Source organism: Streptomyces sp. NPDC048018 (assembly GCF_043202995.1).
Classification (GTDB): Bacteria; Actinomycetota; Actinomycetes; order Streptomycetales; family Streptomycetaceae; genus Streptomyces.
Genome location: NZ_JBIDBK010000003.1, coordinates 493,024 through 516,081, shown reverse-complemented (window position 1 = coordinate 516,081; position 23,058 = coordinate 493,024). Strand labels below are relative to the sequence as shown.

General features: G+C 75.0%; 19 protein-coding genes and 1 pseudogene. 8 read left to right on the top strand and 12 right to left on the bottom strand.

Features of this window, described 5'->3' with window-relative positions; genetic code table 11:
- Positions 1-99 precede the first annotated feature (99 nt).
- Together ACGF1Z_RS13620 and ACGF1Z_RS13615 are read right to left on the bottom strand one after the other, a co-directional pair.
- Positions 100-765, bottom strand: coding sequence for a GntR family transcriptional regulator (locus ACGF1Z_RS13620; RefSeq protein ID WP_393003298.1), 666 nt, complete (start codon positions 763-765; stop codon positions 100-102).
- Between the two features lie 95 nt (positions 766-860).
- The gene (locus ACGF1Z_RS13615) at positions 861-2,048 is read right to left on the bottom strand and encodes a CaiB/BaiF CoA transferase family protein (protein WP_393003296.1); all 1,188 of its coding nucleotides are present in this window, start codon (positions 2,046-2,048) and stop codon (positions 861-863) included.
- Positions 2,049-2,196: 148 nt separating this feature from the next.
- On the opposite strand from ACGF1Z_RS13615, the gene ACGF1Z_RS13610 reads away from it, so the two are divergent.
- Both ACGF1Z_RS13610 and ACGF1Z_RS13605 read left to right on the top strand, forming a co-directional pair.
- Entirely contained in the window at positions 2,197-3,402 is a 1,206-nt protein-coding gene (locus tag ACGF1Z_RS13610) for an acyl-CoA dehydrogenase family protein (protein WP_393003294.1), read from the top strand.
- 155 nt (positions 3,403-3,557) lie between these two features.
- Complete coding sequence (locus tag ACGF1Z_RS13605) at positions 3,558-3,845, top strand: DUF3303 family protein (protein WP_393003292.1); 288 nt, start codon at positions 3,558-3,560, stop codon at positions 3,843-3,845.
- Positions 3,846-4,042: 197 nt separating this feature from the next.
- Here ACGF1Z_RS13605 and ACGF1Z_RS13600 read toward each other — a convergent pair whose 3' ends face one another.
- The gene (locus tag ACGF1Z_RS13600; protein WP_393003290.1) at positions 4,043-4,546 is read right to left on the bottom strand and encodes an FBP domain-containing protein; all 504 of its coding nucleotides are present in this window, start codon (positions 4,544-4,546) and stop codon (positions 4,043-4,045) included.
- Between the two features lie 141 nt (positions 4,547-4,687).
- On the bottom strand, positions 4,688-6,169 hold the full coding sequence (locus tag ACGF1Z_RS13595; RefSeq protein WP_393003288.1) for a PLP-dependent aminotransferase family protein: 1,482 nt from the start codon (positions 6,167-6,169) through the stop codon (positions 4,688-4,690).
- A gap of 95 nt (positions 6,170-6,264) precedes the next feature.
- On the opposite strand from ACGF1Z_RS13595, the gene ACGF1Z_RS13590 reads away from it, so the two are divergent.
- Complete coding sequence (locus ACGF1Z_RS13590; protein WP_393003286.1) at positions 6,265-6,474, top strand: hypothetical protein; 210 nt, start codon at positions 6,265-6,267, stop codon at positions 6,472-6,474.
- A 96-nt stretch (positions 6,475-6,570) separates the two neighbouring features.
- Here the strand turns inward: ACGF1Z_RS13590 and ACGF1Z_RS13585 are convergent, their stop codons facing one another.
- Positions 6,571-7,977 carry a DUF6777 domain-containing protein gene (locus ACGF1Z_RS13585; RefSeq protein ID WP_393003284.1) on the bottom strand — a complete coding sequence of 469 codons (1,407 nt, stop codon included), beginning with the start codon at positions 7,975-7,977 and terminating at the stop codon, positions 6,571-6,573.
- A 93-nt stretch (positions 7,978-8,070) separates the two neighbouring features.
- Between ACGF1Z_RS13585 and ACGF1Z_RS13580 the strand changes: the two genes are divergently transcribed.
- Complete coding sequence (locus ACGF1Z_RS13580; RefSeq protein ID WP_393003282.1) at positions 8,071-9,420, top strand: streptophobe family protein; 1,350 nt, start codon at positions 8,071-8,073, stop codon at positions 9,418-9,420.
- A gap of 84 nt (positions 9,421-9,504) precedes the next feature.
- Here ACGF1Z_RS13580 and ACGF1Z_RS13575 read toward each other — a convergent pair whose 3' ends face one another.
- The 3 genes from ACGF1Z_RS13575 to ACGF1Z_RS13565 are packed head-to-tail and all read right to left on the bottom strand — an operon-like array spanning position 9,505 to position 13,889.
- Positions 9,505-10,506 carry a serine/threonine-protein kinase gene (locus ACGF1Z_RS13575; RefSeq protein WP_393003280.1) on the bottom strand — a complete coding sequence of 334 codons (1,002 nt, stop codon included), beginning with the start codon at positions 10,504-10,506 and terminating at the stop codon, positions 9,505-9,507.
- On the bottom strand, positions 10,503-11,174 hold the full coding sequence (locus tag ACGF1Z_RS13570) for a hypothetical protein (protein ID WP_393003278.1): 672 nt from the start codon (positions 11,172-11,174) through the stop codon (positions 10,503-10,505). The genes ACGF1Z_RS13575 and ACGF1Z_RS13570 overlap by 4 nt, the downstream gene beginning before the upstream one ends.
- A 9-nt stretch (positions 11,175-11,183) precedes the next feature.
- Entirely contained in the window at positions 11,184-13,889 is a 2,706-nt protein-coding gene (locus tag ACGF1Z_RS13565) for an FHA domain-containing protein (protein ID WP_393003276.1), read from the bottom strand.
- A 146-nt stretch (positions 13,890-14,035) separates the two neighbouring features.
- Here ACGF1Z_RS13565 and ACGF1Z_RS13560 point away from each other — a divergent pair, with 146 nt between their 5' ends.
- Positions 14,036-14,761, top strand: coding sequence for a TetR/AcrR family transcriptional regulator (locus ACGF1Z_RS13560; RefSeq protein WP_393003274.1), 726 nt, complete (start codon positions 14,036-14,038; stop codon positions 14,759-14,761).
- A gap of 55 nt (positions 14,762-14,816) precedes the next feature.
- Here the strand turns inward: ACGF1Z_RS13560 and ACGF1Z_RS13555 are convergent, their stop codons facing one another.
- Entirely contained in the window at positions 14,817-15,632 is an 816-nt protein-coding gene (locus ACGF1Z_RS13555) for a DUF3626 domain-containing protein (RefSeq protein WP_393003272.1), read from the bottom strand.
- Positions 15,633-15,761: 129 nt separating this feature from the next.
- On the opposite strand from ACGF1Z_RS13555, the gene ACGF1Z_RS13550 reads away from it, so the two are divergent.
- Positions 15,762-16,439 carry a ThuA domain-containing protein gene (locus ACGF1Z_RS13550; protein WP_393003270.1) on the top strand — a complete coding sequence of 226 codons (678 nt, stop codon included), beginning with the start codon at positions 15,762-15,764 and terminating at the stop codon, positions 16,437-16,439.
- A gap of 96 nt (positions 16,440-16,535) precedes the next feature.
- Entirely contained in the window at positions 16,536-17,927 is a 1,392-nt protein-coding gene (locus tag ACGF1Z_RS13545) for an NADP-dependent succinic semialdehyde dehydrogenase (RefSeq protein ID WP_393003268.1), read from the top strand.
- A gap of 132 nt (positions 17,928-18,059) precedes the next feature.
- Here ACGF1Z_RS13545 and ACGF1Z_RS13540 read toward each other — a convergent pair whose 3' ends face one another.
- Positions 18,060-19,070, bottom strand: a complete 1,011-nt coding sequence (locus ACGF1Z_RS13540) for a PHP domain-containing protein (RefSeq protein ID WP_393003266.1) — start codon at positions 19,068-19,070, stop codon at positions 18,060-18,062.
- Positions 19,071-19,096: 26 nt separating this feature from the next.
- Entirely contained in the window at positions 19,097-21,382 is a 2,286-nt protein-coding gene (locus ACGF1Z_RS13535) for a SpoIIE family protein phosphatase (protein ID WP_393003264.1), read from the bottom strand.
- Between ACGF1Z_RS13535 and ACGF1Z_RS13530 the strand changes: the two are divergent.
- Positions 21,276-22,124 (top strand): annotated as a pseudogene (locus ACGF1Z_RS13530) (BTAD domain-containing putative transcriptional regulator); the annotation flags it as partial. The gene ACGF1Z_RS13535 and the pseudogene ACGF1Z_RS13530 sit on opposite strands and share 107 nt — an antisense overlap.
- Here ACGF1Z_RS13530 and ACGF1Z_RS13525 read toward each other — a convergent pair.
- Entirely contained in the window at positions 22,008-22,571 is a 564-nt protein-coding gene (locus ACGF1Z_RS13525) for a hypothetical protein (protein ID WP_393003262.1), read from the bottom strand. The pseudogene ACGF1Z_RS13530 and the gene ACGF1Z_RS13525 overlap by 117 nt on opposite strands.
- Positions 22,572-23,058 lie beyond the last annotated feature (487 nt).

Sequence of the window (23,058 nt, the reverse complement as noted above, 5' to 3'; positions counted from 1 at the left end):
CCCGGCGGCGCACTCCAGCCCCGGGGGCGGGCCCGCCCGGGCCCGGGCCGCCTCGCCGTCGCGTCCGTGGGCGCCGTCGGGTCCGTGGGCGGCCGTGCGTCACCCCGGGGCGAGCACCTCGCGCAGTGCGGCGACGGCGTGGGACCGGTGTTCGTCGAGCCGGCGGACCGCCGCGGCCTCGTCGGCCTCGCCCAGGGCCGCGATGACCGCCCGGTGCTCGTGGACCGCGAGCTCCCGGTGGGCGGTGTCCGTGTAGTAGAGCGACCGGTACGCGTCGGTGGCGTCCCACAGGGTGGCGATCAGGCGCACCAGGCGCGGCATTCCCGAGGCCTCGATCAGGGTGAAGTGGAAGCGCCGATTGGCTTCGGCCATCGCGGTCACGTCTCCTGCCAGAGAGGCCCGTTCCACCTCGTCCTGGATCCGCTCCAGGGACCCGACCAGGTCCTCCGGCATCCGGCCGAGCGCCGCGCGGACCGCCTCCGTCTCCAGTAGCCGGCGGATCCGGTAGATCTCCTCCAAGTCGTCGAGGGACAACTCGGCGACGAAATAACCCCGGTGGACGTGGTGCACCACGAGACCCTCGGCCTCCAGCGTCTTCAGCGCCTCGCGCAGCGGGACCCGGCTCACGTCGAGCCGCGCCGCGAGGGCGTCCTGCCGGATCGGGCCGCCCGGCCGCAACTCCCCGGTCGTGATGGCGCGTCGCAGCTCCTCGAGGACGAACTGCTGGGCGGTCGGCGGCCGCCTCCTCTCCATGGCGCTGCTCATCGCTGGGCCCTTTCCCTCGCATGCGTGACGTTCATGTTCCTACGGGTCGCCGACAGGCCCTCCGGACCTGTCGGGAACGCTCGTGATCCGTACACCTAGGGCCGGTCGGCGAACCGCCCGAGTTCGGCCAGGACTTCGGCCGTGTGCTCGCCGAGCCGCGGAGGAGCGGAGCGGTAGGCGGCGGGGGTGGCGTCGAAGGCGATCGGGTGGGCGACCTGGCCGGGCCCGGCCGCCGCGTCGGGGACCCGCGGCCGCAGGCCGAGGCGGTCGGCGAGCGCGAAGGCACCGGCGAGGTCGTTGATCGGGCCGCAGGGGACCCCGGCGGCCGTCAGCTCCTCGAACCAGGCGTCGGCCGTGCGACCCGCGAGCGGCCCGGACAGCGCCGCGGCCAGCTCCTCGCGGTGGGCCACCCGGGCCGCGTTGGTCGCGAAGCGCGGGTCGTCGGCGAGTCCGGGGCTGCCGATCCGGGCGCACAGGGTGCGGAACTGGCGGTCGTTGCCGACGGCCAGGACGAGCGGGCGGTCGCTCGCCTCGAAGACCTCGTAGGGGGTGATGCTGGGGTGCCGGTTGCCCAGGGCGCGCGGGACGACGCCCGCGGCGAGGTGGGCCGCCGCCTGGTTGGTGAGCGCGGAGAGCAGGGAGCCCAGCAGGGACACCTCGAGCCGCTGCCCCTCGCCGGTGCGTTCGCGGTGGCGGAGGGCGGCGAGCACGCCCATGCCGGCGTGGAGGCCGGTGATCACGTCGACGAGCGCGACGCCCGCCTTGGTGCCGGGGCCGCCGGGCTCGCCGGTCACGCTCATCAGCCCGCCCATGGCCTGCACGAGCAGGTCGTAGCCGGGCAGTGCGGCGCCCTCGGCGGAGCCGAAACCGGTGACGGAGCAGTAGACCAGGCCGGGGTTGGCCGCCCGGACCCGCTCGTAGCCGAGGCCGAGCCTGTCCATGGTGCCGGGGCGGAAGTTCTCGACGAGCACGTCGGCGCGGTCCACGATCGCCCGGGCCGTCTCCAGATCGGCCGGGTCGGTCAGATCGAGCGCCACGGAGCGCTTGTTGCGGTTCACCCCGAGGAAGTAGGTGGCCTGGCCGTCGGCGAACGGCGGGCCCCACGCGCGGGTGTCGTCCCCCGAGCCGGGGCGCTCGATCTTCACGACCTCGGCGCCGAGGTCCGCCAGGAGCATCGTCATGTACGGGCCGGCCAGCACCCGGCCGAAGTCCGCGACCACGATCCCGGACAGGGCGCCGGCCGTGGCCGCCCCGGGCCGGACCTCCGGGTGTTCCGCGTGCATTCCGCTCTCCTTGCGTCGGCGCTGCGTCGGCGATCGGATCCAAGCGGACCGTACGCAGCGGAGATCGGATATTCAATACTGGATCCAATATCCGATCTGGGGCTACGCTTCGGCACGCCGAGTAGCCACAGTCGCCAGGAGGCCGTCCGTGAAGTCGTCGCCGCAGCCGTCGCGTTCGTCGCAGTCCGCGCCCGTCCACCCGCTCGACCTGCTCGCGGTCGACGGGCTGCTCACCGACGAGGAGCGGGAGATCCGCCGCACCGTGCGGGCGCTCGCCGACCGCGAGCTGCGCCCGCACGTCGCCGAGTGGTTCGAGACCGGGGCGATCCCGGCCCGTGAACTCGCCCGCACCCTCGGCGGCCTGGGCGTCCTCGGCATGCACCTGGAGGGCTACGGCTGCGCGGGGACGAACTCCGTCGCCTACGGCCTCGCCTGCATGGAGCTGGAGGCCGTCGACTCCGGTCTGCGCTCGCTCGTCTCCGTGCAGGGCTCGCTCGCCATGTACGCGATCTGGAAGTTCGGCTCCGAGGAGCAGAAGCAGCGCTGGCTGCCGGGGATGGCCGCGGGCGAGTACATCGGCTGCTTCGGGCTCACGGAGCCCGACGCCGGCTCCGACCCGGGCGCCATGCGCACCAACGCCAAGCGGGACGGCGCCGACTGGGTGCTCAACGGCACCAAGATGTGGATCACCAACGGCTCCGTCGCCGACGTGGCGGTCGTCTGGGCCCGTACCGAGGACGGCGTCCGCGGTTTCGTCGTGCCCACCGACACCCCCGGCTTCAGCGCCCCCGAGATCAAGCAGAAGCTGTCCCTGCGTGCCAGCGTCACCAGCGAACTGGTCATGGAGGACGTGCGCCTGCCCGCCGACGCGATGCTCCCCGACGCGCGCGGCCTGTCCGGCCCGCTGGGCTGCCTCAACGAGGCCCGCTTCGGCATCGTCTTCGGCGCCCTCGGAGCCGCCCGCGACTGTCTGGAGACGGCCCTCTCCTACGCCGGCGACCGCACGGTCTTCTCCCGGCCCCTCTCCTCCTACCAGTTGACGCAGCAGAAGCTCGCCGACATGTCCCTGGAGCTCGGGAAGGGCATGCTGCTCGCCCTCCACCTCGGACGCCTCAAGGACGCGGGCACGCTGACCCCGGAGCAGATCAGCGTCGGCAAGCTGAACAACGTGCGCGAGGCCATCGCCATCGCCCGCGAGTGCCGCACCATCCTCGGCGCCAACGGGATCACCCTGGAGTACCCGGTGCTGCGCCACGCCAACAACCTGGAGTCGGTCCTCACCTACGAGGGCACCAGCGAGGTGCACGCCCTGGTCATCGGCAAGGCGCTCACCGGCGAGCAGGCCTTCCGCTGACGGCCGACGGCGTACCGCCGCCCGCCGGCGCGCGGCGGCGGCCCGCCGAGTGGAGCGGGTACCGGGGAGGGAGGACCCTGGAAGGGAGCGCGTCCGGGCGTCGAGCGCGCATCGAACGGCGTGCCTGCCCGGTCGGGAAAGGCCGCATCATGCGCATGATGCTGAGAATCCAGATGGAGACCGCCGCCTCCAACGAGGCCATCCAGCAGGGGACCCTGGAGAAGACGGTCGAGGACGCCATGGCGGAGCTCCGTCCCGAGGCCGCCTACTTCACGGTCGGCGACGGCTGCCGGACGGCGTACGTGTTCTTCGACATGGACGACGCCTCGCTGATGCCGAAGATCTCGGAGCCCTTCTTCATGCGGCTCCACGCGAAGATCGACTACACACCGGTCATGGACCGGGAGGACCTGCGCAAGGGCCTCGCGGCGCTCGGGCGCTGACCGGCTCCCGCCCGCGCGGCGCTCCGGCGCTGACCCGGCTCCCCTCCGCGCGGCGAGGGCCCGGGCGGTGGCCCTCGCCGCGAGCGGGCTCAGGGCGAGGTCGGCTGACCCCGTGGCCGCCCGGCGGTGTCTCCACGCCGACTCGGCGGTGGTGACCGCGCGGGCGTGGGCGCCGTGCCGGCGCCCTTCGCCGGGCGTCAGCCGGCCGTCACCCGGTTCACGAAGGCGTCCAGGTTGCCCATCATCCGGTCGACCTGCTCGTCGACGGTCAGGGACTCCTCGTGGCGCCGGCCGCGCAGCTTCGGCTGCCGCTTGCCGCGCGCGTAGAGCGGGCAGGCGAGGTCGGCGCAGATGTACGTCCCCACCGTGTTGCCCTCACGTCCGCGCGGGCCGGCCAGGGGCGCGACCAGCAGGGTCACGCCAGAGGAGGCGTGCGCGGTCAGACAGAGCTGGCACATGCTGGACTTCGTCGCGCTCGTGCGGCCGACGGCCGGCACGCGCAGCGTGATGCCGACCGGCCCCCCGGGGCGCGGCACGACGAGGTGGGCGCGCAGCGGTGCGCCCGGATCGACCCAGCCGAGGAAGTCCAGGTCCTCCCACGGCAGCTCGGCGAAGTCGAGCGGGAGCTTCATCCGGGCCGCGTCACCCTTCGTGCAGTTCACGAAGGACGCGCGGATCTCTTTGTCGGTCAGTGGTTCCACCCGGTCGACCGTACACAAGGGCCGTTGCCCCGGGCATCCGATTATCGGTGCGCGGGGCTGTCGGTGCGCGCCGGCCGGGGCGCGGGCCCGTGGCCCGGCGTGCGCCCGGGCCGGGGCGGGGCGCGGCGGGCGCGGTGGCCCTCAGGCCACCCAGTCCGGCAGCCCGGGGTCGGCGATCCGGGCCGGCGCGCCCTCCAGGGCCGCCGCGAGCCGTTCGGCCGCCGTCTCGTACACCTCGCCCGGCAGGGCGAAGGGGATCCGCAGCCGGTGCTCATGGGTGCCCGGGTCCACCCCGAACCGGGCCCCGCCCTCCACCCGTACGCCGTGTCGCAGGGCGCGCGCCGCGAGCTGCGAGGCGATGGGCCGGCCGAGGTCGATCCAGAGGCACAGCCCGCCCGGCGGCAGCGTCCACTGCCACTCCGGCACGTGCCGGGCGAGGGCCGTCGCCAAGGCCTCCCGGCGCCGCCGCAGCTCCGCCGCCCGGCCCGGGAGCAGCGGGTCGATCCGGTCCATCAGGGCGACGGCCAGCAGCTGGTCGAGGACCGATCCCGCGAGGTCGTGGGTGATCCGCACCCGGGCCAGCTCCGTCACCATGCGCGAGGAGGCCCGTGCCCAGCCGACCCGCAGCCCGCCCCAGCAGCTCTTGCTGAGCGAGCCGACGCTGATGACCTGCTCGCCCGCGCCGGGACCGGCCGAGGCCGCGAAGGGCCGGGGGGCCGGCACGTCCAGGGCGATGTCGGACAGCGTCTCGTCCACCAGCAGCCAGGTCCCGGTGGTCCGCGCCGCCCGGGCGATCTCCCGGCGCTGCTCGTCCGGCATGAGCCGGCCGGTCGGATTGTGGAAGTCGGGGATCAGGTAGGCGAGCCGCGGCGCGGTCTGGCGCAGCGCCGCGTCGATCAGACCGCTGTCCCAGCCGGCGTCGGTCACCGGGACGGGCGTGATGCGCATCCGGTGGCCGCGCATGGCGTCCAGGGCGTTGGTGTACGAGGGGTTCTCGGCCAGCACCCGGTCACCGGGCCCGCCGAGCAGCGCGAGGGCGAGGGCGAGCGCCTGCTGGGCGCCCGTGGTCACGAGGATCTGCTCGGGGCGGGTCGGCAGGCCGCGCGCGGTGTACCGGTCGGCGACGGCCGCCCGCAGCTCGGGCAGCCCGTACGGGTGGTAGCCCTGCGACGCCGCGTACCGGGGCAGTTCGGCGGACGCGGTCGCGAGCGCCTCGGCCAGCAGCCCCGCGGGCGCCTCGGGGGCGGCGAGCGCCAGGTCGATCACGGACTCGCCGTCCCCGTGGATCGCGGCGGGACCGATCGGGGTCTGTCCCTCGGGCAGCGTGGTCCAGGTCCCGGCGCCCTGCCTGCTGTGCGCGTATCCGCTCTCCCGCAGCAGGTCGTAGGCGGCGGTGACGGTCGTCCGGCTCACCGCGAGCGCCCCCGCCAGCTCGCGCTCGGCGGGCAGGCGCATCCGCAGCGCGACCCGCCCGTCGAGCAGCGTCTCCCGGACCGCCCGGGCCAGCTCGCGATAGCCGAAGCGGCCGTGTTCCGGCGGGGTGAGCAGTGCCGCCAGCTGCCGACCGCTCACCGTGCGATCCGACACGGCGACCACGGTGCGGACCACTCGACCCTCTGCCATGCCAATCACTCCTCATTGGCTCTGCTGTCCAGGCCAATAAGGCTACAGACTCCGCGTCAGTGGCCTGGTAGGTCCAGAGGAGAGGGGTGGGGAGCATGTCCGGTGACGTCACCGATCGCGACGAGAGGGCGTGGCAGCGGCGCGCGGAGGAGCGGATCGCGCCGCCGTGGGGCCTCGGACGCCGGCTCCGGCGCCTGCGGGCGGGAATCCGGGCGCTGCGCCGCCGCACGCGGGTGCGCCGCGAGCCGATGCCCGCCGCGGGGCATCGGCTCCGGGACGCCGGACGGCGGATTCCGCAGTGCTGACGCGACCCCACCGCCCCGCCGCCGCATCCCCGACGGGGGAGTGCGAAGGCGGGGGCGGTGGGGTCGTGGGGCCCGGCAGTGCCCTGCCCGGGGTGCTCAGGCCAGGGGGTGAGCACCGGGCGCCGCCGGGGCGGGCGGCGAGCCGATGAGGGCGGGGTCCGACGACGTCGAGCCGGCGGACTGGTTCGCCGGCTGGTCGGCCGACCCGCTCGCGGGCGGGGTGAGGGTGGCCGGCTGCGACTCCGGGCCCGAGGACGGGGCGGACGGCGCCGACGAGGACGGCGTCACCGTGGAGGGCGTCACCGTGGACGGGGTCACGGTGGACGGGGTCGCCGAGGAGCTCGACGTCGAGGGGGCCGGCGAGCTCGTCGAGGTGACCGGCAGGGGGCACGGCGAGGGCGTCACGCCGTTGCTGGGCGTGGGGGTCTGCGTACCCGTGACCGTCACGCACGGCACCGGCGACGTCGAGGGGGACCTCGACGGCTGCGGCGGGGGCGTCGTGTGCTTGTCGTGGTGGCCCGTGTCGCCCGACTGGCGGGCGATCCAGCGGTCGTCGTGCACGTCGTAGATCACGAAGACGTTGATGACCGTCACGGACGGCTTCACGACCACGACGTTGCTGCTCCGGTAGCCCGGCCACGCGGCGCCGACCTGCTTCGGCGCCTTCTGCGCGACCGGCGGGGTCAGCGGATTGCCGCAGGCACAGCGCACCCGGGGCACCCCGTGGTCGTCGACCAGGACCGCCGTGCCCGCCTGGAGCACCGACTGGAACGGCGCGGCGGAGCCGCCGCGGAAGCCGTGGTTGGTCACCCGCGTGTCCACCCGCAGCTGCAAGGGCGTCAGGGAGCGCAGGTAGCCCGGCACTTCGGTGGCCTTGATGCCGATCACCGAGGCGAAGGCGGCGTTCTTGGCGGGCTCCTCCGCGAGGAAGCGGACCTGGGCCTCGACGTCGCAGCTCGCGACGCGGTGCGTACCGCCGTACAGGCCGGGTGCCGAACCCGACACGCTGCGCGTCGCGTTGGCGTCCGTGGCGGTCACGCTGGGCAGCGGGGGCGGCGCGACGCTCTCGCCGCTCGTCCGCGCGGTGGAGCGGGTGAAGGGATCGGGCCCGCTCGCGGAGGTGTTCTGCAGGAACACCTCACCGCCTCCGGAGCCTGCCTGGTTCGCACCGCCGCCGCTGTCGCGCTGGGTGAGCACGACGACGAGCGCGACGGCCGCCACCAGGACCGCGGTCAGCGAGGCCACCTTGGGGACGGAGCGCCACCACGGGCCCTGACCGCCGCCGCCGGCGGCTCCGCCGCCCGATCGGCCGCCGGAGCCGCCGCCTCCGCCGCCACCCCCTCCGCCGCCACCGCGGCCGCCCCCGCCCGAACCGTCGTGCGGAGGGCCGGTGGGTGGTGGGGGCGCGGTCTGGCCGGGGCGCGTGCTGGGACCCGAGAGGGGACCCGAGGGCGGGCCGGTGGGAGGTACCGAGGGCCGGTCGGACGGCGGGTGGGAAGTCACGTTTTTCCCTTTCTTCCGTTCCGCGCCCATTGTGTGCGCGGAACGGGTGTCGCCCGCAAGCGGACCGCACCCGCCGGCATTAGCGTGGGCAGGGTGAGCACTCGGCTCCCCACCCCATCCGGCCGCACCGCGCCCGACGACGCCCCGGGGCATCTCGCCCGCGGCGTCGCGGCCGGTCTCGCCGCCGTCGTCGCCGGTTACCTCGCGATGGGCGTCACCGCCGCCCTCGGCCTGTGGGCCGCGGGCGCGGCCGACCTGCCGGGCGGATCAGGCGCCTTCGTCGCCGTCCTCGCCGCTGTCGTCGTCATGGCCTGCGGCGGACAGGTCGGCCTCTCCGGCGACGCCGGATCCCTCGCGGGCACCCAGGCCGACCTGACCGCCATGCCCCTCACCGTCACCCTGGTGGGCGCACTCGTCACCGGGACCCTCTTCCTGCGTCCGCTGCGCCACCACGCCGTCGCGCGGGTCCGAGACCTCCTCGGACTCGCCGTACCCACGGTCGTGCTCTGGATCGCCGCGCTCGGCGGACTGTGCGCGCTCGCCCGCCACGACTTCCCCGTCAGCCTCGGCGGCGGCACCGAGGAGGCAGGCGACCTGGGCGACCTCTTCAAGGACCTCCTCGACGCCACGAACCCCAGCGTCGGCTTCACCACCGACGTCGCCCCCACGCTCTTCTACGGCCTGCTGTGGATCCTCGGCGTCCTCGTCGTCGCCCTGCTCGTCTCCCGCCGCGCCCCGCTGCCCGCCCGCCTGGTCCGTCACCACCAGGCGGTCCGCCCCGCCGCCTCCGCGCTGCTGCTCCTCGTCCTCGCGTACGTGGCCATCGGCCTCGTCATCGGCCTGGTCGTCGCCGCCACCAAGGGGCACGCCGCCGAGACCTTCGCCGTCCTGCTGCTCGGCCTGCCCAACGTCAGCTGGCTCGCCCTCGTCGTCGGCATCGGCGGCTCCTACGACGGCCGGGTCGACGGCCCGTTCGGGCTGCCCATGCCGGAGATCCTCGACGCGGTGCTGCGCGGCGGCGACGGCAAGCAGCTGAAGACCGTCGACCTGTCCTCGCTCGCCGCCTACGACGGACGCGCCTGGTGGCTGCTGCCGGTCGCGGCCGTGCTCGTCCTCGGCGCCGCGTTCGTCATGGCCACCCGCTCACCGGCCCGGATCCGCCCGTGGCGGCACGCCTTGCACCTCGGGATCGGCTTCGCCGTCACCATGCTGGTGATCACCCCGCTCACCCTCGTCGAGGCCCGCTTCGGCCTGTCGATCCTCGGGATCGGCGACCTGGAGGCGCTCGGCGCCGAGGTCGTGCTCCGCCCGCACGTCTGGCAGACCGTCGGCCTCGCCCTCCTCTGGGGGCTGGTGGCCGGATTCCTCGGCGGACTCCTCGCCACCCGCGTCCGTCGCCGCGGGGAGATCGAGACCCCGCCCGCCGACGTCGAAGCCCCCTGAACGGCCCCGGTCCAGCTCCCTCAACACCGGCCGGTCTCCGTTGCCTGAAGACCGGCCGGTCCCAGCTCCCTCAACGCCGGCCGGTCACAGCTCCCTGAACACCGGCCGTGCCCACGCCGGCGGCTGCGGCGGCGGGCCCTCCGGCCACCGGCCGGTGTCCTCCCGCGGATGCCTTCCGACCCGGGCGCCCCGCTCCAGGACCGCCCGCAGCTCCGCCACGAACTCCAGGCACGTCCCGTACCGCTCCTCCGGAGCCTTCGCGAGAGCCCGCGCGAACACCGCGTCCGCCGCCTCCGGCAGACCCGCCCGCTCCTCCGACAGCGGGGGCGGCGGATCGTACTGGTGCGCCCAGAGCAGCGCCATGTCGTCGTCCCTGCGGAACGGCGGCACCCCGGCCAGCGTCTCGAAGACCACGCACGCCAGGCTGTAGACGTCGCAGCGGCCGTCCACCGGCTTCCCGGAGATCTGCTCGGGCGCCACGTAGTCGAGGGTCCCCACGAACTGTCCCACCGTGGTGAAACCGGTCAGCGACAGGGACTTCTTCGTCAGACCGAAGTCGGTCAGATAGACGTGCTCGGGATGGTCCCGGTCGGTGCCCTCGGCCACCAGGATGTTGCCGGGCTTCACGTCCCGGTGCACCAGGTCGTGCGCGTGCGCCGCGTCCAGGGCCGACGCCACCTGCACCGCGATCCGCCCCGCCGTGACCGGGTCCAGGGGCCCCTCCCGGTCCAGCAGCGCCCGCAGGTCCTGGCCCGGTACGAAGCGCATCGCGATGTACAGCACGCCCTCGGTCTCGCCCGCCTCGAAGACCGGCACGATGTGCGGGTGGTCGATGGCCGCAGCGACCCGCGACTCGTGCGCGAAGCGCTTGCGGAAGGTGTCGTTGCGGGCCAGCTCGGGGGCGAGCAGCTTCAGTGCCACGATCCGGTCCAGTCGCAGGTCACGGGCCCGGTAGACCACCGCCATGCCGCCCCGCCCGATCTCCTCCTCGACGAGGTATCCGGCGATCCGCTTGCCCAGGAGCCCCGAGTCCCGGCCCGCGGGAAGACCGGGGTCCGCGCCGGAGCTGCCCGGGCCCTCGGTCATGCGTCCTCACCCGGCTCGTCGCCGCGTCCGGCCCGCCCCGGGGGGCCCGCCGCCCCGTCCACGACCTGGGTGGCCCCGGGACCCCCCTCCTGCAGCAGCTGGGGCACCACCTGTGTCGGCTCGTGCACCGGCTCCCGGTCGGCGGGCGCGGGCGAGGCCGCCGACGGACGGGCCGAGGCGGCGTAGGTGCTCAGACCGGTGCCGTCGCAGTACACCCACCGCTCGTGCTCCGCGTCGTACAGCCACACCGACTCGCCGTCCACGACCATCCCGACCCGCAGCCCCCGGGTGCGCCGCCGGAACGTCTCGCCGTCCGCCCGGCCCGCCGAGAGCTCCTCGGCGGCCCGCCGGTAGCGGCCCAGGGCGTCCTCCGCGCGGGCGATCAGCGGGCGCGGGTCGGCGGTCCTGGCCAGGGAGCGTCCCGCGGCGGGCGGATCGGCCGGAACGGTCACCAGCAGGCGGGCGTCGACCCAGGCGGACCAGCCGTTCGAGCAGAGCACCTGCCCCCAGTCACCGACCCGGTCGAGCAGCTGCACCGGCAGGAACGCGTCCAGCGGCTCCGTCGGCAGCGCGGGGTCGGGCGCCTCCCACGCGGGCAGGCCCTCGCGCGGCACGACGTGCGTGGGCCGGAAGTCCGGTGCGAAGTCCGGCATGTAGTCGGTGGACACCAAGGGTTCCTACCTCCGCATCACGACCGGCTCGTGCCGGCGCAGCAGCCGGGCCACCACGAGCCCGAGGACGACACTCAGCACCACCAGCATCCCCATGTCGACGAGCCACGCGCTCACCGTGTGGTCCATCAGCGGGTCGGCGGTCTTCTCGCCCGGCACCGTGGCCTGGATGTCGATGGTCGCGCCCATCGCCGCGAACGCCCACCGGGACGGCACCAGCCAGGCCAGCTGCTCCAGCACCGGTGTGCCGCGCACGTTCAGGAGTGCGCCGCAGAACACCACCTGGACGATGGCGAGGAGGACGAGCAGCGGCATCGTCACCTCCTCCTTGCGCACCAGGGCGGAGACGAACAGGCCGAGCATCATGGCCGTGAACGAGAGCAGGGCGACGGCCAGGGTGATCTCCAGCAGCGGCGGCATCAGCACACCCTTGCCGTCGGGCGCCCCGAGCGGGACGCCGATCAGCGCGACCAGGGTGAGGACCACCGCCTGCACGACCGTGATCAGGCCCAGGACGACCACCTTGGACATCAGATACGCCGAACGGGACAGGCCGACGGCTCTCTCCCGCCGGTAGATGGTCCGCTCCTTCACCAGCTCGCGCACCGCGTTGGCCGCGCCCGTCAGCACCCCGCCGACGCACAGGATCAGCAGGACGTTCAGGGTCGACTCGGGATTGAGCCTGCCCTCCGACAGGGCGCGGGCCATCGCACCCATGACGAACGGCAGCGCCACCATGATCGCGAGGAAGGTCCGGTCGGCGGACAGGGCCGCCGCGTACCGCCGGACGAGCGTACGCAGCTGGGCCCACCAGCTCTGCGCCTTCGGCGGCGGCGCCGGCTCGGGCGGGGTCCCCGCCTGGGGCAGGCCCGGGCGCTCCGTCGCCTCGTCGATGTACTGCCGGTGGAAGCGCGAGCCGCGGTACTGGCCCGCCCAGTCCCGGTCGCGGTCGTTCTCGAAGGCCTCGAACGCCTCCGGCCACTGCGGGAAGCCGAAGAAGTCCAGCGTGTCGCCCGGCGGACCGTAGTAGGCCACCCGGCCGCCCGGCGCGAGGACGAGCAGCCGGTCGCACACGTCCAGGCTGAGCACGCTGTGGGTGACGACGATGACGGTGCGCCCGTCGTCGGCCAGTCCGCGCAGCATGTGCATCACGGAGCGGTCCATGCCCGGGTCGAGCCCGGAGGTGGGCTCGTCGAGGAAGAGCAGCGACGGCTTGGTCAGCAGCTCCAGGGCCACGCTCACCCGTTTGCGCTGGCCGCCGGAGAGGCTGTGGATCGGCTGTCCGGCCCGTTCCACCAGACCGAGTTCGCGGATCACCTCGTCCACCCGGGCCCGCCGCTCCTCGGCGGCGGTGTCCTCGGGGAAGCGCAGCTCGGCGGCGTAGCCGAGGGCCCGCCGGACGGTGAGCTGGAGGTGCAGGATGTCGTCCTGCGGGACGAGACCGATGCGCTGGCGCAGCTCGGCGTAGTCCCGGTAGAGGTCGCGGCCGTCGTAGAGGACCGTGCCCCGGTCGGCGGGCCGCTGCCCCGTGAGCGCGCCGAGGAGCGTCGACTTGCCCGCGCCGGACGGGCCCACGACGGCGAGCAGGCACTTCTGCCCCACGGGGAAGGAGACGCCGTCCAGGAGCGTCTTGCGCCCGTGGTCGACGGTGACGGCCAGTTCCTGCACGTCGAGCGAGACCTCGCCGGTGTCGGTGAACTCGACCAGGTTTCCGCCGATGAGGCAGAACGCGCAGTGCCCGATGCCCACGATGTCCTCGGGCCCCACGCGCGCCTCCGTGACGGGGCGCCCGTTGAGGAAGGTGCCGTTGTGGCTGCCGAGGTCGTGGATCCAGTACGTGCCGTCCGGCGCGGCCCGCAGCTCGGCGTGCCGGCGTGAGACGGTCAGGTCGTCGACGACCAGGTCGTTGTCGGCCGCCCGGCCGATCCGGACCGCGTGCGCGGGCAGCGGCCGCACGGAGGTCGGCTGCCGGAAGGTCCCGGTCAGGGCGGGGTACGCGACGGACGACGGACGGGGCGGCGGCGCCGGGGGTGCGGGGGAGCCGAGCCCCGGTGGCACGGGGGAGCCGAAGTCCGGAGGTGCGGCGGAGCCGAGATCTGCGGGGGCGTGGGAGCCGAAGTCCGGCGGTGGTGCGGAGCCGGGGGCCGCGGGGGGCTCGGGAGCGGCGGGCTCGGCGGCCGGACGGTCGACGGCCGCGGGCTCGGCGGCCGGAGGCGAGGGCGGCGGAGGCGCGGGAGCCGCGGCCGCGGGGGGCCGCACGGGCTCGGGCGGCACGGGTTCGGGCGCGGCGGGCGGCAGGGGGCCGGCCGGCTCTCCCCGTACGGGATCCGGCGGCCGGTCCGGCTCCGCCCGTACGGGATCCGGGGGCGCCGAACCGGCGGGCGGGGCGCCCGGGGGCGGCCGGAGCACCGCTCTCGGCCCTTCCGAAGGATGGCCGAAGCGCATGACGGTGCCCTCGCCGACCACGCTCAGGTGCACCCGGCGGTCGTCGGCGTAGGTGCCGTTCGTGCTGTCGGCGTCCTCGAGGGTCCAGTGGTCGCCGTCCGCCCGCAGCACCGCGTGGTGCCAGGACGTCCGGGCGTCGCCGAGGACGAAGTCGCTGGTGGGGTCGCGCCCGATGCGATAGACGCGGCCCGGGTGCACCGGGTTCGCGTCCCCGTCGATCTCGAGGACCAGTTCGGGTGCGGCGGGCGCAACGGGCCGCTCTCCCATGCGTGAATCTTAACGTCGACGGCGGGTCCGTGCCCGGCCGGGCCGCCGGTATCGTGGGCGCCGACCCGCCCCGTGAGGGGCCGCCCACCCGCACCCCGAGGGGGAGCGACCCACCCCGTGGAGGGGACGCGAAGGAGGAGCCGCCCGTGCCGAAAGGTGTCACCAAGCGCCGCCCCCGCACCCGTGCGGCATTGTTGAAGGCGGCCCTGGAGACCTTCGCCGAGCACGGCTTCCACGCCGCGTCGATCGAGCAGATCTGCGAGCGCGCCGGATTCACGCGAGGCGCCTACTACTCGAACTTCGCGAGCAAGGAGGAGCTCTTCCTCGCCCTGTTCGACGAGCACGGCGAGCGGGTCGTGAGCCGCCTCGCCGAGGCGATCGACGCGCTCGCCCCCGCGGAGTGCACCCTGGAGCGGCTGGCCCGGCTCGCCTCGCGCGTCGAGCCGGACGAGCGCGACTGGTACCTGGTCAGTACGGAGTTCACCCTGCACGCCATCCGTGACCCGCAGGCGGCGTGGGTGCTCGCCCGGCACGACGCCCGGCTGCGCGCCGAGATCGCCCGCGGCCTGGAGCTGGTCCTGGACCGGGCGGGCCTCGAACTCACCGTGGACGCCGACCGGTTCGCCCGGCTGATCGTCGCCCTGCGCGAGGGCGGGCTGGGGCAGAGCTACGTCGAGCCGGACGCCCTGCCCCCGGGCAGCCTCGAACGCGACTTCCTGGCACCGCTGTTGGCGGCCTCCACGCGTCCGGTGGGACGGGAGCCGCAGCCGCCGGCTCCCGCACACTCACCGGCTCCGCCTCCCGAGCAGGCTCTCTCCCGGACCCGGCCCCCGTCTCGGTCGAAGAGGCCCGGGTCCGAGGCCGCGATCTGATCCCACAGCGGCCGGGCCTGGAACCAGCCGGCGAGGGACGTCCCGATCCGTCCGTTCAGGCCCCGGGCGCCCCGAACCTGGCCAGCAGATGCCACACCCGCTTCACGTCCTGCCGGTCGTGACGGCCCGACTCGGCCGCCTCCTGCACGATCCGGGGATCCAGCCACCCGTCCACGGCGATCGCGGCGCCCAGCTCCACGAACTCCGGCCCCCGGAAGTCCGGCCGCCGCCGCAACTCCTCGACCGACAGCCGGAAACCGCCGTGCCACTCCACGGGGCACGGCAGCGCGCGGGCCGCGGCCTCCACCTCCGTACCGCGGAAGGACGGGTCCAGGACGAGTGCCTCCACGTCCCGGGCGATCTCCACGGGGCCGTGGACCTGCGCCTCGATGTAGTCGTCGAGCGCGTCCCGGTCGTCGGCCGACGCGAGCGCGATCAGCGCCGCCGCCCGCTCCGCGACGCCGAAGTCGGCCGGCTCCAGGACGCTGTCCGGATAGCAGAAGGTCGTACGGGACAGGGCGGGCGCGGCGAGCCGGAGATGCGCGGACCCGAAGCGGGGCGCCGCCCCGTAGGGCCGGCGGCGGTGGTCGAGCGCGCCGTACACCGGCCGCTCGTGCGCCGGGGCGTCGTCGTACGCACCCCCGAAGATCCGGCTCTCCCAGCGCCACCGGTCGCCGCCCGGGTGGGCGGTGAGCCCGCCGTTGCTGGTGCCGGTGACGAACTGCGAGCGGTAGACGCCCTCCTCGGCGAGCCGTCCGAGGAAGGTGGGATGGAAGTTCAGGGTCACCCGCAGGGCGGGGGCGAGCGGGCCGCCCGTGGACCGGGCGGAGACGTGGGCGAGGGCGCGACGCGATCGGGTCAGGAGTTCCATCGGCGCAGTCTGGCGCAGACAAAGCCCTTGCGGCAGCGGGATTTCGCTGGCTACGGTCGGCGGGAAAGCGCTTGCCCCCGACGAGGACGCACGCGCGCCGGACCAGGGAAGAGCAGGGGCGTACGGCACGTGGCGAGCAGCACGGCGAGGGACGTCCTCGTCTACACCCGTACCACCGGCTATCGCCACGACTCCATCCCCGCCGGCGCCGCCGCCCTGGCCGGGCTCGCCGCCGAGGCCGGATTCGGCGCCGAGGTCTCCGAGGACCCCGCCGTCCTCACCCCGCACCGGCTCGCCCGCTGCGCCGCCGTCGTGCTGCTCTCGACCACCGGCACCGTCCTCACCGACGCGGGCCGCGCCGCCTTCGAGGCGTACGTCCGGGGCGGCGGCGGCCTTCTCGCCGTCCACGCGGCGGCCAACGCCGAACCCGACTGGCCCTTCTACGGCGAGCTCCTCGGCACCCGCTTCGACGGACACCCCGAGCTCCAGCCCGGCGCCGTGTGCGTCGACGCGCCCGACCACCCGGCGACCGCGGCGCTGCCCGGCCGCTGGGAGTGGACCGACGAGTGGTACAACTTCACCGCCAACCCCCGGGCCACCGGCGTCCGGGTGCTGGCCCGCGTCGACGAGCGCAGCTACCGGGGCGGCACCCTGGGCGCCGACCACCCCCTGGTGTGGTGCCGGGACGCCACTCCCGACCGGGGCCGGGTCCTGTTCACCGCGCTCGGCCACGCCCCCGAGGCGTACACTCACCCCGTCTTCCGCGCCCACCTGGCCGGTGCGCTCCGCTGGGTCACGGGCGGCTGAGTCCGGCCGGTGTCACCCCACCGCCCCGCCCCGATTTGCGGGCGGGCCCGGGCCGCGGAAGGTTGACGGTGGGGGCGGAGGCCAGGAGGAGACGACATGGGCATCGCCACCGTGAACCCGGCGACGGGCGAGACGCTGCGCACGTACGAGGCGCACGGGCCGGACGAGGTCGAACGCCGCATCGACGCCGCCCACGAGGCGTTCCGCCAGTACCGCACCACCCCCTTCGCCGATCGCGCCCGGCTGATGCGCGCGGCGGCGGCCCTCCTGGACGAGGACACCGAGGACATCGCCCGCACGATGACCACGGAGATGGGCAAGCCGATCGTGGCGGCCCGCGCCGAGGCCGCCAAGTGCGCCAAGACCATGCGCTGGTACGCCGAGCACGCCGAGGCCCTGCTCGCCGACGAGCACCCCAGCGAGCACGACGTGCAGGACGCGGGCGCCGACCTCGCGCGCGTCCACTACCGGCCGCTCGGCCCGGTCCTCGCGGTGATGCCGTGGAACTTCCCGCTCTGGCAGGTGATCCGCTTCGCCGCGCCCGCGCTCATGGCCGGCAACACCGGCCTGCTCAAGCACGCCTCCAACGTGCCCCAGACCGCTCTCTACCTCGGCGAGCTGTTCCGCCGCGCCGGTTTCCCCGAGGGCTGTTTCCAGACCCTCCTCATCGGCTCCGGCGCCGTCGAGGGCGTGCTGCGCGACCGCCGCGTCGTGGCCGCCACCCTCACGGGCAGCGAGCCGGCCGGCCGCTCGGTGGCCTCGATCGCGGGGGACGAGGTCAAGAAGACCGTCCTGGAGCTCGGCGGCAGCGACCCCTACATCGTCATGCCCTCCGCCGACCTGCCCCGGGCCGTGAAGACCGCCGTCACCGCGCGCGTCCAGAACAACGGGCAGTCCTGCATCGCGGCCAAGCGCTTCATCGTCCACCGGGACGTCTACGACGACTTCGCCGAGCGCTTCACGGCCGCCATGAACGCCCTCGCCGTCGGAGATCCCCTCGACGACGACACCGACGTCGGCCCGCTCGCCACCGAGCAGGGGCGCGCAGACCTGGAGGCCCTGGTCGACGACGCGGTCGACGCCGGCGCGACCGTCCTGTGCGGCGGCGCCCGGCCGCCCGCGTTCCCGCGCGGCTGGTTCTACCAGCCGACCGTCCTCACCGGCATCACCCCGGCCATGCGCATCCACCGGGAGGAGACCTTCGGTCCGGTCGCCACCCTCTATCCGGTGGCCGACATCGAGGAAGCCGTCACCGTCGCCAACGACTCGCCCTTCGGCCTGAGCGCGAACGTCTGGACCCGCAGGGAGGAGGACGTCGCCTTCTTCGTCCGGGACCTGGAGGCCGGCGGCGTCTTCGTCAACGGCATGACCGCCTCTCACCCCGCCCTTCCCTTCGGCGGCGTGAAGCGCTCCGGTTACGGCCGCGAGCTCTCGGGCCACGGCATCCGCGAGTTCTGCAACGCCACCACGGTCTGGCAGCGCGCCTGAGCATCGCCCCCGGAGCGCCGACGACCCCCGGGCGGGCGGGCCGTGAGCCCGCGGCGCCGGGTCCTGGGGCCGTGGCGCCGGTCCCCGGCCCGGAGGCGGCCGGGGCGCCCGGCGGCACGCCCGGGGCGCACGTCAGGCCCTGGTCCAGGCGAGCAGGTCCTCGGCGGACCGGGTGTTGATCACCCGGTCGGCCGGGACCCCGCACTCCTCCGCCCGCGCGCAGCCGAAGATCTGCCACTCCAACTGGCCCGGGGCGTGCGCGTCGGTGTCCACCGCGAAGTGCACCCCGGCGTCCACCGCGAGCCGGAGCAGCCGGCGCGGCGGGTCCAGACGCTCCGGGCGGCTGTTGATCTCGACGGCCGTGCCGGACTCGGCGCAGGCGGCGAAGACGCGTTCGGCGTCGAACTCCGACTCCGGGCGCAGCCGTCCGCCGCTCACCAGGCGGCCCGTGCAGTGACCGAGCACGTCCATCAGGGGATTGCGGACCGCCCGCTCCATGCGGCGGGTCATCGACCGCGCGTCCATGCGCAGCTTCGAGTGCACCGAACCCACCACCAGGTCGAGCCGGTCGAGGAGTTCGGGCTCCTGGTCGAGGGAGCCGTCCTCCAGGATGTCGCACTCGATGCCGGTGAGCAGCCGGAAGGGCGCCCACTCCGCGTTGAGCCCCGCCACGACGTCCAGTTGCTCCCGCAGCCGGTCGGGGGACAGGCCGCGGGCTACCTTTAGGCTCGGTGAGTGGTCCGTCAGGACCGCCCACTCGTGGCCCAGTTGGGCCGCGGTCCGGCCCATGTCCTCGATGGTGCTGCCGCCGTCCGACCAGTCCGAGTGGAGGTGGCAGTCGCCGCGCAGCGCGGCCCGCAGGGCGTCGCCGCCCTGCGCCTGCGGCACCGGGATCTCCCGCTCCAGGCGCTCCAGGTATTCCGGCACCCGCCCGGCCAGGGCCTCGCTCACCACGGCGGCCGTCTTCGGGCCGATGCCCTTCACCTTCTCCAGGGTCCCGCCCGCCGCCCGCCGCGCCACCTCGTCGGCGCCGAGCGCGCTCACCGCGGCCGAGGCCGTACGGAAGGCGCGGACCCGGTAGGTGGGGGCCTGCGAGCGCTCCAGGAGGAACGCGATCCGCTCCAGCGCCGCCACCGGATCCATTCCTGTACCGCCTTTCGCTCTTCCGCTCAGCGCGCCGGCCGGCCCGGATCGCCGAAGTCACCCAGGTCGTCCGGGTCGCCCAGGTCACCCGGGCCGCCCAGGCCGCCCGGGCCGCGCAGGGGCGCCGGCCCGCCGGGGTACGCCGTGCCGCCGCGGGACGCCGTACCGGCAGCCGCGCCGGCGTCGCGGGACGCCGTACCGGCAGCCGCGCCGGCGTCGCGGGACGCCGTTCCTCCCGTGCCGTTCACCGACCCGTTCGACTCGACGGTGCCGATCTCGCACCACACGGCCTTGCCCTCGCCACGTGGCTCCACGCCCCACCGCGAGGCGATGGCGTCCATCAGGAGCAGTCCACGCCCCGAGGTGGCCGCCTCGCCCGGGGTGCGCCGCCGGGGCCAGGCGCTCGACCGGTCCTGGACCGAGAGCCGCACCCGCCGCACCGGCTCCGGCAGCACCTCCAGGGTGAGCACCGCGCCGCCCTCGGTGTGCAGCAGCACGTTGACCAGCAGTTCGCCCGTCAACAGCTCGGCGTCGTCGGCGAGTTCGGGCATACCCCAGTCCACGAGGGCCTGTCCCACCGCCGCCCGCGCGTCGGAGAGCCCCTGGGGATCGGCCTGGTGGATGTACTGGTGGATGCGCGGGGCCCGTGGCGTGCCCGGGTCGGGGCTGCGCCGCAGGACGAGCAGGGCCACGTCGTCGCCCGACCCCCATCGCTCCCACAGCGTCTCCGACAGGTGGTCCGCGAGCGCCTCCGCCTGCGGCGGGCCGCTGCTCACCGCGTCGGCGAGCGCCGCGAGCCCCGTCTCGATGTCCGTGCCCGGCTGTTCGACCAGGCCGTCCGTGCACAGCACGAGCGTCTCGCCGGGCACGAGGTCGAGCCGGGTCTCGGGGAACTCCTCCTCCCCGAAGACCGTCGCGAGTCCCAGCGGCAGACCGCCGCGCAGTTTCGGCCGGCCCACGCGCCCGTCCGTATGGCGGATCAGCGGCCCCAGATGCCCCGCCCGCACCCCGCGCACCGTGCCCCCGGCCAGATCGACCTGGGCGTACGTGCAGGTCGCGAAGCGGTTGGTGTCCAGCTCGGCGAGGAAACGCGAGGCCCGGGCGAGCACCGTCGACGGGGCGTGACCCTCGCCCGCGTACGCCCGCAGCGCGATCCGCAGCTGGCCCATGATCGCGGCGGCGTGCGTGTCGTGCCCCTGGACGTCCCCCACAACGACCCCGACCCGCCCGCGCGGCAGCGGGATCACGTCGTACCAGTCGCCGCCGACCTGCCGCCCGCTCCACGCCGCGTGGTAGCGGACGGCGATCTCGCCCCCGGTGATCACGGGGATCCGCCGCGGCAGCATCGTCGCCTGCAGCCCGGTGGCCAGCTCCCGCTCCTCGTCGAAGAGGATCGCCCGCTGCAGCGACTGCGCGACGATCGCCGCCAGGCCGAGCAGCAGATTGCGCTCGTCCGACTTGAAGGTGCTCGGCCGCCGGTAGAACAGCGCCATCCCGCCGAGCGCGCGGGCCTGCGCGACCAGCGGTAGGTAGCAGGCCGACCTGAACGGCATCCGGCTCACGTAGTCCGTGAGCTGGGGGAAGTCCTGCCCGAGCGTGGGGAACGAGTTCACGAAGCGGGGCCGCCCGCTCAGCACGGCCTCCGCGAGCGGCAGCCCGCGGTCCAGACGGCGGCTGCGGAAGTCGTCGAAGACCTCCATGGACTCACCGCTCAGCGCGATGATGTTGAGGGAGCCGTTCTCCACGAGGCCCAGCGCGAGTCCCTCCGCGCCCAGCCGCGCCAGCCCGCCCGGCCCGGTCAGCGCCGCCGTCACGTCGTCCACGGTCACCGCCCGCGACAGCGCGTGCGTCGTCCGCTCCACGATCGAGGTCTGCACCTCGCGCCGCTTCTCCAGGTCGAGCACGAACGCCGAGTGCGTCACCTCGGTCGTCGCGTCCCGCACGATCCCCACGATCCGGTGCGCCATCCCGCCGTCCCGGCGCAGGATCCGCGCCTGCACGTGCGTCCATTGGGGGGTGCCGTCGGGGCGTTCGCCCCGCACGTGCGCCGTGTACGAGCTCTCGCCGCTCGTGATGGCCTGCCGGATGACCCCTTCGAGCCGCGTCCGCTCCCCGGGGTCGAGTCCGCGCACGAGCGTCGCGGGCCGCCCGTCGAAGTCGCCCGGGGCAAGCCCGAAGACCAGCAGCCCCGCGTCGTCGACATCGATGGTGCCCGTGTCGAGATCCCAGTCGAAGCTGCCGGTGCGGTTCATGGCGAGGCGCTCGGTCGGCCCGATCTCGCCGCCGCGCGTGCTCCGCTCGTCATCGGTCATCCTCCCCATTGTCGAACCGGCACCCCCCGGACGCCATGGCGGCGACACCGCCACACGGGCGATTCGGCAGAATGGGCCGGTGCAGCCGCCCTACCGCATCCTCGGACCCGCCCAGGCCCTTCTCGCCGACGGGGGCGAGGCCGTCCTGGGCGGCGCCCGGCTGCGGGCCCTGCTCACCGCGCTCGCCGCCGCGGGCGGACGTCCGGTCCGCACCGACGCCCTGATCGCCCAGGTGTGGGCCGAGGACACCGCCGACGCCCGCGTGGCGGCCCTCCAGGCGCTCGTGGGCCGGCTCCGCCGTGCCCTCGGGCCCGCCGCGGTCGCCTCCGAACCCGGGGGGTACCGGCTGGCCGCCGCACCCGAGGCCGTCGACCTGTTCCGCTTCGAGGACCTCGCCGAGCAGGGCGCCCGGGAGCTGGCCGCCGGCCGGCCCGGGCAGGCCGCCGGCCTCCTCGACGAGGCCCTCGCCCTGTGGCGCGGCCCCGCCCTGGCCGACCTGCCCGGGCACGACACCGACCCGCTGGCCGTCCGGGCCGAGCAGCGCCGCCTGCGCGCCCGGCGCGACCGGCTCGCCGCCGCGGTCGCCCTCGGCAGGGCCCAGGACGCCCTCGGCCCGCTTGCCGCGCTATGTGCGGAGCACCCCTTGGACGAGCCGCTGCAGGCGCTGCGGATCCGTGCCCTGCGCGCCGCGGGGCGCCCGGCGGAGGGCCTCGACGCGTGCGAGACCGTGCGCCGCGTCCTCGCGGACCGCCTGGGCGCCGAACCAGGTCGCGAACTCCGCACCTTGTACGCGGAGTTGCTGGCCGGCGAGGAGTCGCGAGCCGTCCGCGGGACGCTGCCTGCCCCGCTCACCTCCTTCCTGGGCAGGGACGCGGAACTGTGCGACGTCGCGGCCGAGTTGCGGTCCCAGCGGCTCCTCACCCTCGTCGGTCCCGGCGGCGTGGGCAAGACCCGGCTCGCGCTGGAGGCCGCTGCGGGCGGGGACCTGGAGGCCTGGCTCGTCGAACTCGCCTCGGTGCGCGCCGAGGCCGATGTCCCGGCCGCCGTCCTCACCGGCCTCGGGGCGCGCGAGACGCACCTCTGGGGCGGCACGGCCCTCGCCGACCCGGGCGCCCGCGACGCCGTCACCGCCCTCGTGGAGCACTGCGCACGGCGCCGGATGCTGCTGGTGCTGGACAACTGTGAGCATGTGGTGGGTGCGGCGGCGGAGTTGGTGGAGGTGTTGCTGGCGCGGTGTCCGGGGGTGACGGTGCTGGCGACGAGTCGTGAGCCGTTGGGGGTGCCGGGGGAGGTGGTGCGGCCGTTGGGTCCGTTGCCGTGGGCGACGGCGGTGCGGCTGTTCGGTGAGCGGGGGGCGGCGGCGCGGCCGGGTTTCGACGTGGCGGAGGACGCGGAGGCGGCGGCGGAGATCGTGCGGCGGCTGGACGGTCTGCCGCTGGCGATCGAGCTGGCGGCGGCCCGGTTGCGGATGCTGGGGGTGCGGCAGATCGCGGAGCGGTTGGACGACCGTTTCCGGTTGCTGACGTCGGGGGAGCGGCTGCGGGAGGCGCGGCGCGGCGGACGGCTGCTCGCCCTCGCCTGCGAGGGTGGCGAGGGTGCCACCGCGTTCGAGCGCCCCGAGAGCCGCGCCCGGCTCGACGCGATCATCGCCGCGTACCGCCCCGGCCTCCCGCAGG

What these genes read in the sequence shown, in the direction of transcription:
- ACGF1Z_RS13620 (WP_393003298.1), bottom strand. Translation starts at nt 765, where the DNA reads ATGAGCAGCGCCATGGAGAGGAGGCGGCCGCCGACCGCCCAGCAGTTC.
- ACGF1Z_RS13615 (WP_393003296.1), bottom strand. Translation starts at nt 2,048, where the DNA reads ATGCACGCGGAACACCCGGAGGTCCGGCCCGGGGCGGCCACGGCCGGC.
- ACGF1Z_RS13605 (WP_393003292.1), top strand. Translation starts at nt 3,558, where the DNA reads ATGATGCTGAGAATCCAGATGGAGACCGCCGCCTCCAACGAGGCCATC.
- ACGF1Z_RS13595 (WP_393003288.1), bottom strand. Translation starts at nt 6,169, where the DNA reads ATGGCAGAGGGTCGAGTGGTCCGCACCGTGGTCGCCGTGTCGGATCGC.
- ACGF1Z_RS13590 (WP_393003286.1), top strand. Translation starts at nt 6,265, where the DNA reads ATGTCCGGTGACGTCACCGATCGCGACGAGAGGGCGTGGCAGCGGCGC.
- ACGF1Z_RS13575 (WP_393003280.1), bottom strand. Translation starts at nt 10,506, where the DNA reads ATGACCGAGGGCCCGGGCAGCTCCGGCGCGGACCCCGGTCTTCCCGCG.
- ACGF1Z_RS13565 (WP_393003276.1), bottom strand. Translation starts at nt 13,889, where the DNA reads ATGGGAGAGCGGCCCGTTGCGCCCGCCGCACCCGAACTGGTCCTCGAG.
- ACGF1Z_RS13555 (WP_393003272.1), bottom strand. Translation starts at nt 15,632, where the DNA reads ATGGAACTCCTGACCCGATCGCGTCGCGCCCTCGCCCACGTCTCCGCC.
- ACGF1Z_RS13545 (WP_393003268.1), top strand. Translation starts at nt 16,536, where the DNA reads ATGGGCATCGCCACCGTGAACCCGGCGACGGGCGAGACGCTGCGCACG.
- ACGF1Z_RS13540 (WP_393003266.1), bottom strand. Translation starts at nt 19,070, where the DNA reads ATGGATCCGGTGGCGGCGCTGGAGCGGATCGCGTTCCTCCTGGAGCGC.
- ACGF1Z_RS13535 (WP_393003264.1), bottom strand. Translation starts at nt 21,382, where the DNA reads ATGACCGATGACGAGCGGAGCACGCGCGGCGGCGAGATCGGGCCGACC.
- ACGF1Z_RS13525 (WP_393003262.1), bottom strand. Translation starts at nt 22,571, where the DNA reads ATGCTCACAGTTGTCCAGCACCAGCAGCATCCGGCGCCGTGCGCAGTG.